9 protein-coding genes and 2 pseudogenes are annotated in these 16,903 nt (G+C 70.0%); 3 read left to right on the forward strand and 8 right to left on the reverse strand.

All coding sequences use genetic code 11. The annotated features are described in order from the left end of the window. Positions 1 to 94: 94 nt before the first annotated feature. Both K7C20_RS38825 and K7C20_RS38830 read right to left on the reverse strand, forming a co-directional pair. Positions 95 to 298, reverse strand: a pseudogene (locus K7C20_RS38825) (IS110 family transposase); the annotation flags it as partial. 60 nt (positions 299 to 358) lie between these two features. Then, a pseudogene (locus K7C20_RS38830) lies at positions 359 to 556 on the reverse strand (hypothetical protein); the annotation flags it as partial. A 243-nt stretch (positions 557 to 799) separates the two neighbouring features. On the opposite strand from K7C20_RS38830, the gene K7C20_RS37040 reads away from it, so the two are divergent. Continuing rightward, complete coding sequence (locus K7C20_RS37040) at positions 800 to 1,114, forward strand: hypothetical protein (RefSeq protein ID WP_030083915.1); 315 nt, start codon at positions 800 to 802, stop codon at positions 1,112 to 1,114. Positions 1,115 to 1,153: 39 nt separating this feature from the next. On the opposite strand, the gene K7C20_RS37045 is transcribed toward K7C20_RS37040, so the two are convergent. Continuing rightward, a complete protein-coding gene (locus K7C20_RS37045; protein WP_030083913.1) occupies positions 1,154 to 1,534 on the reverse strand; it encodes a hypothetical protein in 381 nt (126 codons plus the stop codon). Positions 1,535 to 1,696: 162 nt separating this feature from the next. Next, complete coding sequence (locus K7C20_RS37050; RefSeq protein WP_030083911.1) at positions 1,697 to 2,068, reverse strand: winged helix-turn-helix transcriptional regulator; 372 nt, start codon at positions 2,066 to 2,068, stop codon at positions 1,697 to 1,699. A 92-nt stretch (positions 2,069 to 2,160) separates the two neighbouring features. Between K7C20_RS37050 and K7C20_RS37055 the strand changes: the two genes are divergently transcribed. Then, positions 2,161 to 3,000, forward strand: coding sequence for an SDR family oxidoreductase (locus tag K7C20_RS37055; protein WP_030083910.1), 840 nt, complete (start codon positions 2,161 to 2,163; stop codon positions 2,998 to 3,000). A 1,167-nt stretch (positions 3,001 to 4,167) separates the two neighbouring features. Beyond that, positions 4,168 to 4,344: an alpha/beta hydrolase gene (locus K7C20_RS37060; protein WP_160328743.1), complete on the forward strand. Its 177-nt coding sequence runs from the start codon at positions 4,168 to 4,170 to the stop codon at positions 4,342 to 4,344. 282 nt (positions 4,345 to 4,626) lie between these two features. Here K7C20_RS37060 and K7C20_RS37065 read toward each other — a convergent pair whose 3' ends face one another. From K7C20_RS37065 to K7C20_RS37080, 4 genes are read right to left on the reverse strand one after another with little or no spacing between them, the layout of a single operon-like run. Continuing rightward, positions 4,627 to 5,943 carry a hypothetical protein gene (locus tag K7C20_RS37065; RefSeq protein WP_030083908.1) on the reverse strand — a complete coding sequence of 439 codons (1,317 nt, stop codon included), beginning with the start codon at positions 5,941 to 5,943 and terminating at the stop codon, positions 4,627 to 4,629. 41 nt (positions 5,944 to 5,984) lie between these two features. Beyond that, positions 5,985 to 9,590, reverse strand: coding sequence for a hypothetical protein (locus K7C20_RS37070; protein WP_053209651.1), 3,606 nt, complete (start codon positions 9,588 to 9,590; stop codon positions 5,985 to 5,987). Beyond that, on the reverse strand, positions 9,583 to 11,931 hold the full coding sequence (locus K7C20_RS37075; RefSeq protein WP_053209652.1) for a hypothetical protein: 2,349 nt from the start codon (positions 11,929 to 11,931) through the stop codon (positions 9,583 to 9,585). The genes K7C20_RS37070 and K7C20_RS37075 overlap by 8 nt, the downstream gene beginning before the upstream one ends. Continuing rightward, on the reverse strand, positions 11,928 to 16,676 hold the full coding sequence (locus K7C20_RS37080; protein WP_053209653.1) for a YncE family protein: 4,749 nt from the start codon (positions 16,674 to 16,676) through the stop codon (positions 11,928 to 11,930). Before K7C20_RS37080 ends, K7C20_RS37075 begins: the two co-directional genes overlap by 4 nt. Positions 16,677 to 16,903: the final 227 nt, after the last annotated feature.

Here is a 16,903-nt window from a genome sequence, read left to right on the forward strand (position 1 = left end):
GCTTCGGCCGGCCGTCTGCGTGCTTTGCTGTTGCCGTGGCTCTGCCGGACAGCGCGGCATGAGCTGCCACTTCGGCGTCGATGGTGTCAGTCTTGCCTCGTCGACGTCGGGTGGCCTTGTCCGGCTGGTTCACCTCGATCACCGCCAGGCCGTTGCTCCGCACGACCCGGCTCAAGGCGGCTCCGTAAGACCCGGTGCACTCAACTCCCGCCCGATCGATCATGTCGTGTAAGCGGACCCAGTCCAGTAGTTGCTGGTAGCCGTCGGCCGTAGTCGGGAAGCTGCGGAAACCGATCAGTCTGCCTGCTGTGGATAGCTACGCTTGACCCTTGCCTCGCCACTCGGTGAAGGGACACCTGCCGTCCGCGCTCAGGTGGAGCTTGCTGGTGAACAGGCCGCGCGAGTGGCCCAGGTCCTCACCTCCCGTTCCACCTCCGCCAGTCGGGCGGACAGGCTCTGCCAGGGCGTGTTCTTCCGCCGCCCCCTTTGGCACAGGCGGCGGTTCGGTGCGGGCGCCGGCTGCGTGCTGGTGGGCCCGCACGATGGTGGAGTCCACCGAGATGCCCCAATCGACCTCGCCGACCGTATCGGCTGAGCCGTGCCACACCGTACGTGCGCCGGTCGACGCCGCACAGGACTACGGCCACAGCACGATCCCGTGGAGGAGCCGGGACCCTCGGGGCAGCGACGGTCGCCTCGGACGTTAGCGGGTCGTTAGCCGGACGGCGATAGATCATCAGCGGCGGACGGCAGTCTTGTTTCCGAACCCGAAACGCTACTTGGAGAGAACGGGAAGACCATGTCGCACACCACCCTCCGCCTCGCCCGCAAGGCCGCTGCCGCCACGGTGATCACTGTCGCCGCATTCGGGCTCACCGCCTGCCAGGGCGGAGGCACCGACGCCTCCTCATCCACCGCCTCCACTCAGGCCACCCAGTCCCCCTCCCCCGAGGCCAAGACCGCCCGGAACTCGGCCGACGACGCGCCAAAGGGCACCCCCGCGAAGTCCGGGACGAAGTGCACAGACCAGATCAACTACGCGGGCGACACCCGGTCCAACGCCGAGATCAACACCATCGGCGAGAACACCGGATATTGCCCGCCGGTCCAGTGAGTCGGGTGGCGTAAGGGCTGTCCCGTAAGTGGGGTTCGTTCAGGCGAAGCCCAGCGGTACGTGCTTCTCGATGCAGAGCCGCAGGACGGTCGCCGGCTTGCGACCGTCCTCGATGTGCTGGTGAAGCATGTCGTCGCCATCCTGTGCCGACTGATCGGTGATGGTCTCCAGGCGGGGCAAAATCGCCGCGCAGTCGGCGGGCGAGAGGGCGTCACCGCCGTCGTCCGGATGCTCGAGGAGTGGCTCCAGCGCAGTGGACACCTCGCTCCACGGCCGTTCGCCGCCGAAGCCCCACATCTCGGAGAGCGTGAAACCCTTGGCCTGAGCCAGGCACCGCCGGAACGCAGCAAAGCCGCTGTAGGACCAGGAGACATCAGGACTGCTCGTGTCTCCATCGCCCGGGAAAAGAACCAGCCCCATGCGCCCTCCCTGCCCTGCGTGCTGAGCTCGGCATCGCCCGCCTGCACAACCTCACCCTCGCCGGTGACGGAAACAGGCTGGTCAAGCAGCATGTCTTAAGATCATTTACGGGACAGCCCTTAGGTCACGCTGGATTCGCCTTCGAGGCCGACCACTACCGCACTATCCCGGGCTGCGAGGCGGTAGCCGCTGTGTGATCCGGTTGAACAAGTCCGTCAGCGGCTCGCCGACCTCCTGACCGAACTCAGTCAGCCCGTAGGTGACTTGGGGCGGCGTCGTCGGCTCGACCTCCCGCCAGACCAGGCCGTCCTTGACCAGCGCGCGCAGGGTCTGAGCGAGCATCTTCTCGCTGATGCCCTGGATGCTGTCGCGCAGCTCGTAGAACCGAAGGTCGTTGCTCCGCAAGGAGATCAGCACCCAGATGCCCCACCTGCTGGTCACGTGGTCGACCACGTCCCGGGCGGGGCAGTCGGTGTGAAACACCTCATACCGATGGACCGCCTCGACCTGCGTCAGCTGCGCGCCTTCCTTCATGTCCGGAGCTTACCTCTGGGTATGCTCTTACGAAAAGTAAGCCCGACTCCTACCGTCAACTGCCGTAGTGCACAACGGACTAGGAGCTGAACATGATCGTGGTGACCGGGGCTACCGGGAACGTGGGCCGGCCTTTGACGCAGGCCCTGACCGAGGCGGGCGAGCAGGTGACAGCGGTGTCGCGGCACGCGGCGGCGGTGCCGGACGACGTCCGGCACGTGGCGGCCGACTTGGCCGAGCCGGCGGGCCTCACGCCCGCGTTGGACGGGGCGAAGGCGCTGTTCCTCCTGCTGTCCGGCGACCTGCACGCCCCCGGAGCCAGGCCGGCCGACATCATCGGCCTGGCCCAGGCCAGTGGGGTCCGCCGGATCGTCCTGCTGTCTTCGCAGGGCGTGGCTACCAGGCCGCTCGGCCCGTCGCGGGTCGCGATGCGCGCGCTGGAGGACGCGTTGCGGGAGTCCGGCCTGGACTGGGCCGTCCTGCGGCCGGGCGGCTTCGCCTCCAACGCCTTGGCCTGGGCGGAGTCCGTCCGCACGCAAGGGGCGGTCGCGGCCCCCTTCGGCGACGTCGGGGTGCCGGTCGTCGACCCGGCGGACATCGCCGAGGTCGCGGCGGCCTGCCTGCTGGACGACCGGCACACCGGCGGGGTGTACGAGTTGACCGGGCCAGCGGTGATCACGCCGCGTCAGCAGGCAGAGGCCATTGCCGCCGCGCTCGGCTCGCCGGTGCGGTTCCACGAACTCACCCGCGACGAGGCCAAGGCCGCGATGACCCAGTTCGTGCCGGCGGAACTCGCCGACGACACCCTGGACATCACCGCCGCCCCAAACCCGGCCGAACTGCGGATCAGCCCGGACGTGGAAAGAGTCCTCGGCCGTGCCCCGCGCCCCTTCAACGGCTGGGTCGCCCGCAACCTCGCCGCTTTCCGCTGAGGCACAACTCAACTGAAGCGCCCGGGCAGCCTCGTGTGGCTGCGGTCGCACGGGGCGCCCACCTCTCTAGTGCCGCCGTCGTCGGCGCGCGAGGTGCCGGGCCGCGCAGGCCCTCAGGGCAGGGCCCGGCCGGACCCTTCCCGCTTCCCGAGGAGAGCCGGGCCGCCGCCACCCTCAGCGGGCCCGGCCTCGTTAAAGCGCGCAGGAGCTCAAGCACGTCGACGACCCCGCGGACGACTGAAGCCAGCACGACGAAGCCCCGCCCAATCGGGCGGGGCTCCTCTGTATGGGGCGTCAGTGCCCCGCGCGGCGACGGCGTCGGCGAGGGTGCTCTGTCCCGTGCCGGGTCCGCCCGTGACGCAACTGCGGCCAGCGCCATGACCTGGCGCGGGGCCGCAGACCGGCGGGTGTCAATGCCAGTGCTGGATCCAGGCAGTAAGCACGGTGATCGCGCTACCGCCAGCGGCATACAGGGCGCCACGCAGCGGCTCCTGCCACAGCGGCCGCTGCCGCTGAACAACCGGTTCAGCCGTTCGTTGACGTAGTAGCCGGTGGCGGCGGGTACGCTTGCTCGGCTCGTTCACCGGCGGAGTGGTAACGTCATCTTCCATAGGTGGCCTCCAAATCTCGGGTCTTCGCGGTCCTGACAGGTGGTGCATCGCATAGGAAGCCCATCTCGACCGATGGCCTAGGAACCGGGTCGGGTCCGGGCTTTCTTTGCGTTGCGACTGATAGTACCGATCGGGGACAGCAACCCCCGCGTTACGGCGAGTTGTGGATTGCCAGCCAGGCCCGATCTTGCAGATTCCTGAACCTTGTTCCCAGTGAGCAAAGTTCGTTCCCAACTCTGGACCACTCTTCCCAGATGGGGGCTTCACGACCCCGAGTTGCATGGCAGAAAGGCGCCGGTCCTGTGGCGAAAATGCCACAGTGGTGCGCAGATACACGTCGGCGAGGACGAAGATCGTCATGCTTCGCCGGCCAGCGGCACTTCAAGCGGCGAGCGTCCACGAAAAGCCCCACCCGATTCTTCGAACGGGGCCACGCCCATCCCTCGCAGTCGATACGGATCATGGACGAGGGGAAGGCGGCTCTCTACGCCGCCATTATCGGCGCCGCAGTCGGCGTGTGGCCAGCTGGCGAGCAGCCAAGCATGGTGCGGACCCGGTGAAGCCGCACGAGGGCGGCATCAGCCTCGCCAAGACTCTCGGTGGCAGCCTGCTGACCGTCGAGGGAAGCCAGTACGGCGCGGCCCTCGCCCGCAACTCCTGCATCAACGACGCCCTCGCCGACTACCTCATCCGCCTGAAAACACCCGGTGACGGGGCCCGCTGCACACTCTGAGTCGCCCGGCGCCTCGGCCGAACGGCCCTCACTCCTCAGCTCTGGAACGCCGGGAACCTCTTGAGTCCATCACGGGACCACGCGCACGGGTCACGGCAAAGCCGCAGGCCACACCATTTCGTCGATGGCCCCGTGCCGGCAGGAGGATGGCGGCACGGGGCGGGCTCCGGGCGGTCATCTCCTCCGGGGGAGGGTTATGCGTTCTGCCGGAACACGACGGCTACTATGCGGAACATTCCGGCCCGGCTGAGTTGTTGAGTTCCCGCCTCCAGCAGGGGACCGCTAATCGCGTGCCACCTTCCAGCTGTCCCCACCCACGCGGTTGCCCGGCTTCCACCTGAACACGTAGCCGCGGTCGCCGTCGTAATCCATGACGGGCGCATAGAGCCAGCCGGACTTCTGGTTGTTCTGGAGGCCGATGCTGTCGCCATCGGTGATGACGCTGGCGCCTGCGCGGGTGATGTCATTGCCGGACTTGACCTCGACGGTGCTGTCGATGCCGAGGTTCTCCCCGTACGGTCCGCGCAGGTCCCGGATGCGGAAGACCATCCCACTGGTGACGGCGGTGACGTTTCCGTTCACCGTCATATCGCCCGCGATGTTGACGGAGTTGTCCTTCAGCACGCTGATGGTGCTGTTGATGTTGAGGTTCTCTCCGTATGGTCCTCGCAGCTCTCGGACACGGAAGATCTTCCCGTCGGTGACGGCGGTGACGGCGGTGACGTTTCCGTTCGCGGTCAGGTCCTTGCTCACCGTCAGTCCCTCGACAGCGGTGGAGCCGTTGGCGACTGTGAGGTTGCCGTCCACCGCCACGTTGCCGTCCACCGTCAGCCCCGTCAGCTTCGGGTTCGTCACTGTGACCGCGGTCGTGAGGTAGTGCGTGGTCTCGCCGGTGACGTACGAGAGCTGGAACGTCGTGTCGCGGTCGATCGTCGTGCTGTACTCGTGCTGCTTACCGACCGGGTGCGCACTGCCGCCGTGCGAGACCGTGTAGTCGAGCGTCGACGGGCCGTTCCACGTGAGGCGGACCGAGGTGCCGGCCGTCACCTCCAGCTTGTCCGCCGTGAAGTCGGAGACTGCCATGGCCGGGATCTTCGGCGCCGGGAACTTCGTGAGGGCCAGCTTGGTGAAGCGCGGGTTTTCCGGCCACTGGTCCGCGTTCGTGGTGGCGAACTCGCGGATCTCGATGCGGGCCGTGCCGGGAAGGGTGCTGATCTTCAGGTTCTCCAGGGTGATGACGAGGCCGGAGGCGTCGACCGGTACGCCCGTCTTCTTCTTGTCGTCGCCCTTGGGCGTGGCCTGGAACCGGGCGTAGTCACCCGACGGCAGGGCGGTCTGCGTGCCGGGCTGGAGGCGTACCACGTCCCAGCCCTTGGCCCGGCCGTCGCCCGCGGGGGCATTGACCAGGCTCTGGGCGAGATCGCCCTTCGGCAGGTAGAAGACGATCTCCCGGCAGTAGACGGTCTCGCCGCCGCCGTTCGAGACCACGATGTACAGGGCCGTGGCAGGGTCGTCGGTACCGGTCGTCGCGTACAGCGGGAACGGTTCGCTGATGATGGCGTAGTCCAGCAGGGGCAGGGGGGCGTCCGGCTCGCTCACGGAGTCGGCTCCTTTCAGGGTCGGGTGGGGGTGCTGCGAAGTCACTTGGTCTCGAAGCCGCCGGACAGGCGCAGGAAGCCTGTGCGTACGGTCGGGCCGTTCTCGTCCAGTCGGGCCGTCTGGTCGATCTGCACGATCGACTCGTGGTTCCACTGCGGCGCGGGGGCGGCGCCGGCGGGCGCGTCCGGGACGACCAGCTCGGCCCAGTCCCACGTGCCCTGCGGGGACGTGGGGTGCGGCATGGCGAGGGTGTTGACGAAGCCGGACGACGCGTCGCCCACGCCCACGTCCTTGGCCGGGACCTTCCGCGTCGTGGTCAGCACCGGGCTGAGCCGCAGCGCCACCTGCATCGCGGCCATGGCTGCCCGGGTGAAGCGTGACGGGAGCTGAAGTCCCGTCACGGGAAGGATGTCCGTGGTCGCGTGGACGGTGGCCAGCGGGTCGAGCAGCAGCGTGAGGTGCGTCTGGTCCGTCGAGTCCGCCCGGAGCCTGGGCCAGTTGGCGTCGGAGATCCGCGCCACGTAGTCCGTGTGCGGGTGGTCGCCCGGGGTGGCCACCGAGTAGAACGTCCCGTAGTCGGCCTCGGAGAAGTAGCCGACCAGACCGTCGCCCTTCTGCCCGGCGTTGCCGAGCCGGATAGGCCACTGGTAGTCGAGGTGGGCCATTTCGGCCGGCGCCGTCTCGCCCTGACGCGTGGCCCACGCCTCCTGCGTCTGCCAGTCCAGCGCGTGCTGCCAGCCCCCGTCGGCGACGGGGAGGCCGTCCAGCTCGAAGCCGAGCCGGGCGCGGACCAGGGCGAGCGGGCGCCCGAGCAGCGCGCCGAGCACCTCGTCGCCGTACGGGTTGCCCGGGTCGATCCCGGCGAGCGCGTTGTCGACGGTGGCCAGCAGGTCGGCGAAGGCGTCCGGTCCCTTCGCGGCCAGCTCGCCGGCGAACGCGTAGAGCTGCGGCTGGGCCTCCCGCAGCGCGTCGAGCGTGTCCGCTTGGGAATCCGGCAGGGGGCCCCAGCCGACCACGGCCGTCACGTCGCCGCCTGCGCCCTCACGGAGTTCGAGGCGCAGTTCGCCGAGCGGCTCGCCGGTCGGCGCGTAGCACAGCAACGAGCGGTCGACGTAGTTGGGGACGATCCACGCGCTCACCGGCGTCGTGTTCGCGGTGAGGTCGACGAGCCGCGCGTCGTCGTGCTCGGCGACGAAGTCGAACCGCAGCCGGGCGGCCTGGAGCAGGCGCGGCGGCAGCTGGACGAACCGCCCTGTGTCCGTGGGCTGGACGAACTTGTCGTGGGTGTGCAGGCTGTCGCCCACCTTGGGGACGAACGTGGGCGCGTCGCCGGGCAGCAGGACGTCGAGGCTCTGGCCGAACTCGTCGACGATGCTCAGCCTGTTCACCGCGAACTGCCCGGCCCGGATCTGGGTGAATCCGGAGTCCTGCCAGCCCTGGAACGGCACGGGCAGCATGCCCGGGTTTGGCAGGTGACGGAATGCGTCACCGACGAGCTCGCCGATCCTGCCGGGCGGGCTGACACCGGGCGCGGGGTCGCGCAGGGCGAAGGCGTCGGTGAGCCCGTCCAGCCGCTGCGAGAGCAGGTCCAGGTCCTTGATCTGCGCCGCTGCTGTCGTGAGTGCCTCGGCGGTCGCCGCGTCGGGGTGGTCGGCGGCGTGCTGTTCGAGCCCGCTGCTCGCCGTGTACTGCGGCAGCGGTACGAGGAAGCGGCGGCCGGTCACCTCGATGGCGTGGGCGGCGGGGGAGCCGTTCGTCCACTGGTAGTGGCTGCCGTCGAACGTCCAGTTGGGGCTGTTCAGGGTGCCGTAGGGGACCTGCCAGTGCTCGATCCGCCACTGGAACAGCAGCGGCTTCCACGGCTGCCGCCAGGGGACCGGGGCGATGTCGGCCGTGTACTTTCCCGCGTCCTTCGGGTCGAGCACGCACGCGAACTCGATCAGCAGGGCAGGCACGACCGGCGGCAGCCCGCTCAGCTGGAGCGAGGCGAAGGGGTTCGCGCGCCCGTCGCTGACGATCTGCGACGGCATGCGGCAGATGAGTGCCCCGCCGCCCGTCAGCGGCTTGTGCGCGGTGTGGCCCTTCGCGCCGGCCAGCACCATCGTCGGGTCGGTGACCTGGTAGAAGGGCGGCAAGGTCTCCTTGCGCAGCTCGTAACCCTCGGGCAGCTGATGGCGGCCCAGGCAGTCGGTGACGGCCTTCAGTTTCTTGTTCTTCAGGTCGTTCTGCGCGGCGGCCACGCGGGCGGCGAGGCCGTCCGTGTTCGCCGGGTCGATCTCGGCGTAAAGTCGCTCGCGGCGGTACTGCGGCGGGAGGAGCGGCAGGCTGTGCATCCACCACAGTGCGTACAACCGCTGTTGCAGTGCGGTGAGTTTGCGCTCCGCTGCGTCGTATGCGCTCTGGTAGCCGTTGAGCTCCGCCAGCCACGCCTCGTGCTCGGGCGCGACGCCGGACCACGTGACCGACTTCGGGGCGCCGGAGACGTGGCCCTTGTCGGCGGTGTCGGCGAGGCGCCACACGTAGCCGCCCGGCACCTGCTGGAACCAGCCCTTGTGCAGGGCCTGGGCCGTGAGGACGTCGCCGTCGGGCTCGTCGAGGGTGTTCAGCAGGCCCTTGCCGAGCACGTGCAGGAGGGCGGGGTCGGTGGCGTTGCCGGCGCCGTCGGGCAGTGCCGCGCGGGCCTTGGCGACCAGCGCGGCATGCGCCTCGTCCGCGCTGCTGCCCACGGCGATCCGGTCACGGACGTCCGTCTTCTCCGGGCGGTCCGAGTCCGGAGCGCTGCCGTTGCGGTTCCACTGCACCTGGAGGGCGCGGCCGCAGTAGGTGGTGCTGTCGGGTGTCCAGGTGCCCGGCAGGTCGGCGACCGTCCAGCCGAGATTGGCCAGGACGGACGCGACCGTCGCGCCCGCGCCGTCGAGGCGGCGGCGCAGCTCCTCCTGGGCCGGGTCCGAATACCAGCCCACGACCTGGTAGTTCACGGTCGCGGAGTCGACGCCGTCCAGCGGGTCATGCAGCGAGAAGACGTTCTCGTGGTACGGCTGGTAGACGTGGAAGGTCATGATGCCGGGGCCGACCGCGGTGAGGAACAGCTCCTTACGCGAGGCGTCCGTGGGCTCGCTCCACGTGCTGCTGCCGCTGATGCTCTGCTTCTTGCCGATCTGCGTCGTGATGATCGTCGAGCGGTACGGCGTGGTCGCCGGATCCCCGGCGTCGGGCCGCACCGGGTGCATGAAGCGCGACGTGCCGTCCTTTGGGTCGAGGAAGTCGCTCTCCACCACCCAGCCGGCGGTCAGGTCGTCCCTGCCCTGCACCTGCCGGACGACGAGCCAGCGGTTGGGCACGAGCGGGAACTCCGTCCGCCGGCCCTCGCCCCGCGCGGCGCCCTGGCGCAGCGCGTCGGGCAGCTCCCAGCGCACGTAGACGCCGTCGTACTTCTTGTACTTGTCGTCCGGCTTGCCCTGCTGGGTGGCGTTCCACGGGTCCTCGTTGGTGAACGGGGCCACCTCGGGGCTGAGGCTGTGGCGCAGCAGGTTGAAGTTGGGGCGCCAGCGTCGGAAGCCCTGGCCGTCGCGCTGGCGCAGGTCTTGGTTGACCACCAGGGCGTCCACGTCCACCGGGACGATGAGGGTGTCGTCGCGGTCAGCCATTGGGGTGGCCTCCTGTCGTGAAGGGGGTGTGCGCGTTGGAAACGGTGGTGAAGGTGCGGCGCTGCGCGGCGTTGATCATCTGGATGGCGAACTCGCTGGGTGTCAGCGGACGGTTCAGGCTCAGCGCTCCTTTCAGCCCGTCGGCGAGCGCCGCGACGTTCAGTACGGTGTCGGGGCCACCGGTGCCCGCGGTACGCAGGAAGGAACGCAGTCCCGGCTGCGTCGGGAACTGTGCGCCGGTCTCCTGCCCGAGGGGCGTTGGGCTCTTCGGGTCGATCTCGCGCAGCCGGATGATGCCGTCATCGACCGGGTCGTCGCCGCCGCCTTCCTCCGGCTCGTCGATGCCGAAGTGCACGCCCTGCTGCGGCTCGGCGAGCTCGACCCGGCCCGGCACGCCCTCGACGAGCACGAGCAGGATGTCGTCGGCGAGTGCCTCGCGGCGCATTACCCGCAGGGCCGTTTCCCCTTCGGTGGTCCGGGGGTTCCTGTACGGGCGGACCTCCAGCGCAGGCCAGCCGCTGACGAGCTCCGAGCGCAGCAGCAGACCCGTGACCGGCGTGGCCTGCGGCGGCAGCGGGGCCACGCCCGTGGGCCCGAAGACCAGGTCGTCCGAGGTGAGGTCGAAGGTGTGGGCGAGACCCACGCTCAGGGCGCCGTCGAGCAACGTGGCGGTCCAGTTCGCGTCCACGTAGAAGAAGCGCAGGCTCTCCGTGGGCAGCATCCGCGTGTCGGGCACGAGGTGTGCGAACGGCACGCCCGTCAGGTTCCGCAGGTCGAGCAGCCGGTTCCGGACGGGGGTGAGGTCGTCGTCGTGCGGGTCCACCAGTGGTGTGTCGTCCGACGTGAGCCGCATGTGCAGGTCCGCGTCGGCGCGCAGGCACTCCGGGGTGAGCCCTGCGGTGGCGGGCAACTCGGTCGCGGCGGGTACGGGTGTGACGCCGGGGCGCTGCACGGGAGCGCTGACGGCCTGGGCGCGGGCCGGAGTGGTCAGGACCTCGCGGAGGTGGCCGGCGAGGCCGTTCGCCGCCAGGTGCTCGACACGGGACCGGGCCCCGGTGGTCGCCGTCGCACGGCTCCTCTTCTCCGCCGCTCGCCGCACCTTGCCGCGCAGGCGCAGCAGCGCCGCGCCGAACTGGTGGTCGGCGAGGGCGACGCCCCGGCCCGCGGTGAACGCGGTCGCGAGGCTCACGTCGAAGACGCCGTACTGCTGCAGCTGGATCAGCGCCTCCGTCGCACAGCGGCGCCGTTCGCGGTCGGTCTCCGGCGGGACGTACCGGGCGGTGAACGGCCCCCGGTACCAGCCGAAGGTGGAGCGTCCGGACTCGGTGCGGCACGAGATCGGCAGGTAGCCCCGGCCGAGCCGGTCGGCGACTTCCTGCTGGTCCTTCCCGGACAGCGGCAGGTCGGGCAGCGGCACGCGCAGCAGCAGCGCGGAGCCGTCCGTGCCCTCGGTGTCGACGAAGTGCTCGGTCAGCGCGGCGAATCCGGGGGCGTGGTCGGGGATCGTCTCGAACGCCCACGACCACAGGGAGATCAGCCGCAGCTTCTCGTCGGGCCCGTCGTACGCCTTGGCGCCGTCGGGCAGGCGCGACTGCCAGCCTTCCAAGGACACCAGGTGGGCGACATAGCGCCCGCCCGCCGCGCGGGGCAGGCGGTTGCCGACGACGACCGCGTAGTCACCGACCTGGATCAGGTCGTCGCCCAGCGCGACGCGCTGGTGCTCCTCGTTGACCCGGCGCACATGGGTCAGGAGCGGCAGTTCAGCCTCGGTCGGGGCCAGCGCGTGAAAGACAGCGGCGGGCACCAGGACGGTGCGGCACACCTGCTGCTTGTCGCCCTCGGTGATGGGGTCCGTGGTCCGGTCGAACGGGGGCAGGACGACGCCGCTCTCGGAGCCGATCAGGTCGGCCACCGTCTTGGCGTCCGTCTGCCCGAGGCAGTGCGGGTCGGTGTCGGGCAACTCACCCTCGCCGAAAATGAGGAGGGCCAGCCACGGCAGGCGCGCACCGCTCTGCGCTCTCGCCTCGCGCTCCCACGGCAGAGGGACCCGGTCGAGCGTGACGTGCGGCAGCACGTCGTCGTACAAGCCGCTGGCGCCCGGCGTCGGGTACGCGCCGTGGATCCACTCCGGCTGCACGGTGAAGCGCGGCGCGCGGACCTCCACGTCCTGCGTCACCGGGGTGTCCAGGTAGTTGTCCGTGTCGACCCGGGCGCCGCCCTTGGTGAGGGACTGGTGCGCGGTGAGCTTGTACCGCCCGGCGGTGAGCGTGGGCACCAGCGAGTCGACGAACTGCACGTTCAGCGACGGGTCGGGGTCCGGGGCGTACTCGGGATGGCTCATGCTGCACCGCCTTCGGTGATTCGGGTGACACTGGGGGTTGCCGGGGTGCCGGTGACGGTCGGCGGTACGGTGACGGCGAGCGCCACCGGGTCGTCCTTGAGAGGGACGGTGACGGGGAGCAGGACCGGCTGGTCCGACGCGACGTCCACGACCTGGACCTGCTGGACCTTCTCCCGGGCGACGTACAGCCGGTCACCCGCGGCGGACACCGCGAGCGCGATCGGCCGTTTCCCCACCCACACGGGCTCAGCCGATTCCCGTGGCAAGCCACCGCTGGTGTCGAACACGGAGACCGTGCCGGTCACGTAGTTCGCCACGTACAGCCGTTTGCTGTCGGCAGAGGCGGCCAGGGCGCTCGGGCTGGTGCCGGTGCGCAGCGCGGCGACGATCTGCTTGGCGGCGAGGTCGGTGACGGTCACCGTCGACTTGGTCGGGTTGAGCGCGTAGAGCCAGCGGCCCTGGGGGTCCACGGCGAGGCGCGTGGGGGAGGGGCCCGTGGGGAGGTTGTCACCCGGGTTGGTCGTGGGGTACTTCCCGTTGGTGACGTTCACCTGGGCGACGGTGTTCAGCTCGGGCTCGGCGACGTACACGATCTGCGAGGCGTCGTCCCACCGGGCGGCGGGGACGACCTCGCCGAGGACCGCCTGGAGGCCGAAGTCGCACTTCTTGGCAGGCACATCCAGCTGAAGGTTGAGCACGAGCAGCTGCTGCGACTGCGTGGCGGTGACGTACGCCCACTTGCTGTCGGGAGAGACCGCCGCTCCTCGCGTCTGCTGGTATCCCCAGATGCGGTCGTGGAACAGGGACGTGGTCTCTCCCGGTGGGTTCGCCGAGACGTCGCGCACGTCGATGTTCTGGTCGTTGTCGACCGCGCACAGCCGGTGGCCGCCTGGGCTGACGGCGAAGTGAAGCGGTGCGGAGGACCCTTGGGCGAACTCCAGCGGGACCCGGTCGTACGCCGTCAGGCTCTGCGCGTCGACCGGCGTCACCGAAGCCCCCGCGCCCAGCACGTACAGCCGCTCGCTCGCGGTCGGGGTGCCGGGGACCGGGGGCGCGGGCTTCGCGTTGATGTCGCCCGCGACCAGTCCGTCCGTGGCGGCGAGCCGCTCATTGGTGCCGGGGCTCACGCCCAGATAGTCCATGGCGGCGAAGAGCCGGTCGCGGGACTGGTCGATCAGCGTGCCGGCGTGGCCGCCGGTGACGGCAGCCACGCTCGCGCGGATCTCCGGCACCGGCCCGGCCTCGGCGACGAGATCGACGGTGCCCGGCGGCACGGCCTCGACCTGTGCCGGCGCGGACTCCACGGCGGTGACCACCGGTACGACGGCCGGCTGCGTCAGCGGCAGCTTGCCGTTCGGCGTCCGGTCGTCGTGCGCGATCGTCCCGGCCTTGATGGGGCCGGGCGTGCTGCCCGACGTGGGCTGCGGCAGGCGCAGATCGACGCCCGTCAGCTGGCCGTCGACGCGCTGCTCGCTGCCGGTGGTCAGCTTGCCGTCGTACTTGCCCCACAGGGCTGCGGGCAGGCTCGCCACGTTCGATGTGGTGGCCCACTTGCTCAGGTCCTGGGGACCGTCGTTGCCGGTGAGTGTGACCGTGAGCTTCGAGTCGAGGTGCTCGCCGCCGTCGCGGAGGGGACGGATGTTGACATCCGTGGTGGCGATCCCGTTCTGCTGCTCTTCGCCGAAGTACAGCTTGCCGACCGGGACGGCCGTGCGCACCGCGAAGGAGAAGGCGCCGGTGCTGACCGTCCACAGTCCCGGCTCGTCCTTGGACTCCACCGGCGTCAGCCCGTCGATGGGCACCAGCCGGACGGCATCCTTCGCCGCGGGCAGCTGCTTGACCACGTCGGACCAGGGCGCGGCCTTGTCGCCGCTCGCGCTGCCGTCACCGAAGCCGATGGTGAAGGAGATGAACCAGAGATGGACGGTGACCTTGCCGCCTGTCGGCGGGCCCCAGAGCCGCAGGGACGCGCCGACCTCGACGCTGATCGTCTCGCGTACCAGCCACAGGTCGAGCACAAAGCTGACGCCGATGCTCACGTCGATCCCGGCGTCGAAGCGGAACGGCGCCCACTCGATGAGGATGTTGGCGTGCGCGGTCAGCCAGGCGTGCAGGTCGCCGGCGCGGAAGTTCACGTCCAGCGCTCCACCGGCCATGATCGCGCCGGGGGTGAGCGCGAAGTACGAGCCACCGCTGATGGTCAGCTCCGAGGCGACCGGCCAGTTGAAGCCCAGCCGCGGCACCTGCGGGTAGTGGCCGGGCACCGGGTAGCCGGGGTAGTAGCCGCCCAGGGTGAGGACGAAGTCACCGGCGTGCGCGCCGTCGAACCAGGTGTACAGCGCGAAGCCGCCGGTCAGCACACAGTCCTCGGACAGGAGGAACGAGCCGGGCGCGAGCTGCGCGGTCAGCTTCAGCACGCCCTCGCTGGCGCGGTACTTGGCGGCCAGGCCCAGCCGGACCTTCGCGTACGCGGGCAGGGACTGGTCCTTGGGGAACTGCGCCTCCGCCGTGCCGAGCACCGCGACGGCGAAGTCGTCGCCGACCTCCAGCACCAGCAGCGCCTGACCGCTGACGAACTCGAAGACCTTGAATTCGAGGCCGGCCGCGAACCACAGCTGCCCGGAGGCGGGGCGCACCCAGGCGTCCTGGCCCCCCATCAGGTTGTTCAGGACCACCAGCGGGTCGGTCTCGGGCGAGGACATGTCCGCGAGGAACGGGAAGTCCAGCACGTGGTCGCCCTCGGGCAGCCGCAGGTCGGTGTTGAGGCCGAAGCCGGCCATGATGCCGGTGATCTGCACGGGCGGCGGCCCGCCGAACTCGCCGTTGACCTTGCCGAAGAGGAACAACGACGGCTGGTCGGGGTGTTGCTTCGTCCGCGCGTACGCGCCCAGCGCCGTCAGTCCGAACTCCTCGGCCGTGACGGCCAGGGCGCCTTCGATCAGGGTGCTGTACGTGTCGTCCGGGGGCCGGTTGACCAGGGCGCCCTTGATTGCCAGCGGCGGACGGGAGTAGCCGACGCTCAGCCCGTCCAGCTGGAAGTCCGGCGGCACGGGGTGGGACAGGCGGATGCCGATGCCCAGCCCGTCGACGCCGACGGTGAGTCCGGCCATACCGAGGGAGGCGTCGAACAGCACCCACACGGTGTCGTCTGCGAAGCCCACGCCGACGCGGCTGAGGCCGAGGGGGCCGATGGCGCGCTGGACCTTGAGCCAGGCGACCAGGGGGAGGCCGGTGGGGGTGGCCGGCGCGTCCTCGGCGACGTTTTCGGTGACGTTCTTGGCGGCGTTCTCGGCGACGGGCGTGGTGTCCTGCGTGATCAGCCGTGGCCGCGGGGGAGCCTCGACGGGGGCCTTGGGCTTCTTGCGGTCGCCCCGGACGACGACCGAGGTGGTCTCCGAGTGTCCCGGCAGCTGTAGGTCGACCGTGAAGGCCAGCCCCTTGCCCAGGCCGTCGGCGGGCAGCAGGGGCAGCGTCCCGTCGCTCGCCGCGAGGGCCTTGTTGAGCTCGGTGATCCGGTCGGTCCTCAGCTCGTCGGAGGTGAGCAACACGCCCAGTCCGCGCACGGCGAGGTCCTGGCCTTGGGGTACCTGCCCGTGGAGTAAGGGCAGGTCCGAGAGCTTGGCGTCCAGCCCGATGCCGGCGCGCACGGCCCAGGTGCGGATGCCGCCCTTCGGCTGGTCCGAGACGACGACGAGCGAGCCGCCGCCCTTCTCCTTCGCGGCGAGCACAATGGACTTGCGGGCGGACGCGTACCCGACCGTGAGGCCGGAGATGGCCAGATCGGCCAGGAACGCCGGCGGTCCCGCCACGCCCAGCAGTCCGGCGAGGTCCGCGAACGACACGCCCTTGGAGTCCTCGCAGGTCGCGCTGAACTCGGCGTGCTGGACGTCCTTGATGTCGAACGTCAGGGTGCGGACGGTGTCGTCCCCGCCCCCCTGCGTGGGGACACCGAGGACCAGCCGCGCCTCGTACTCCTGGTCGTACGTCTGGCTCTCGCCGGCCTTGGACAGGGACACCATGACGGCGAGTTCGGCGTCGAGGCCGCCCAACGGGAAGTCGACGTCCACCTCGACGCGGAACCCGGTGGAGCCCTGGCCGTGATCGTAGGCCAGCATGAGGCGCTTGAGGGCGATGTCCTTCATGACGGGTGGCGGGGCCACGCCGAACAGCCCGAAGAACGCCTCGGCGACGTGCCATTCCTTTCCGCCCTCCGGCTCCACGACGAACTCGTAGCCGGTCCGCCCGGCTTCGAAGTCGAGGGCGCAGGTGACGAGGAGCGGATCCCCGCCATCGACGGCGAGCTTCGCCCGCGCGGAGAGCTCGCGGACGGCGGCACCGTCCACGATGTGAATCGTGTAGAGCAGGAGGAGGTCCTGCAGCCCGAGGGCGCTGAAGACGGACATCACGGGGTGGCTCTTCAACGACAGGCCGAGCTGGACGCCGGTGACGGTGGCGTCGTCGGGGTTCCCTTCCTCGTCACTGAAGAACCAGAGGGAGACGTTCGGGGTTTCCGTGACGATGATTCCGGTGACGCAGAGGTGGTCCGGGTCCGGAACCATCCTGGTGAGGGTGGTCCCCATGGTGAACCACTCCGAAAGAGCGCCGGGGTTCACCGCGTTCTTGAGGGTGCCCTGGTCGCCCAGGTTGTCGGGGAGCCCGTCGGGCAGCAGCAGTTCCTGAGTGGGGGAGGAAAGGGTCTTCAACCATTCCCTGAGTCCGCCGACGGTCATCGCGGTCACCGCCACAACGCATCCCCTCCTGACCGATGGGCCGCGCCGGGCACGGGCCGCCGTGAGTATGTGGACGTGAGATTTCGGCGCACGCTAACAGCGGGGGGGACCGGTGACGGCGGTGATCAGGCCAGGTGGCGGGGGAGAGCGCGCGGCGCTTTCGTTGGTTTCCGCGACAGATTCCGGCTGTTGGCCGGTTTGCCGGTATATACGGTGTTCCACCGTGATTGTTCCCCGAGAGT

It is taken from the genome of Streptomyces decoyicus (assembly GCF_019880305.1).
Classification (GTDB): domain Bacteria; phylum Actinomycetota; class Actinomycetes; order Streptomycetales; family Streptomycetaceae; genus Streptomyces; species Streptomyces decoyicus.

Excerpts from the sequence above, each read along its gene's own strand:
- K7C20_RS37040 (WP_030083915.1), top strand. The coding sequence starts at position 800 with ATGTCGCACACCACCCTCCGCCTCGCCCGCAAGGCCGCTGCCGCCACG.
- K7C20_RS37045 (WP_030083913.1), bottom strand. The coding sequence starts at position 1,534 with ATGGGGCTGGTTCTTTTCCCGGGCGATGGAGACACGAGCAGTCCTGAT.
- K7C20_RS37050 (WP_030083911.1), bottom strand. The coding sequence starts at position 2,068 with ATGAAGGAAGGCGCGCAGCTGACGCAGGTCGAGGCGGTCCATCGGTAT.
- K7C20_RS37055 (WP_030083910.1), top strand. The coding sequence starts at position 2,161 with ATGATCGTGGTGACCGGGGCTACCGGGAACGTGGGCCGGCCTTTGACG.
- K7C20_RS37070 (WP_053209651.1), bottom strand. The coding sequence starts at position 9,590 with ATGGCTGACCGCGACGACACCCTCATCGTCCCGGTGGACGTGGACGCC.
- K7C20_RS37075 (WP_053209652.1), bottom strand. The coding sequence starts at position 11,931 with ATGAGCCATCCCGAGTACGCCCCGGACCCCGACCCGTCGCTGAACGTG.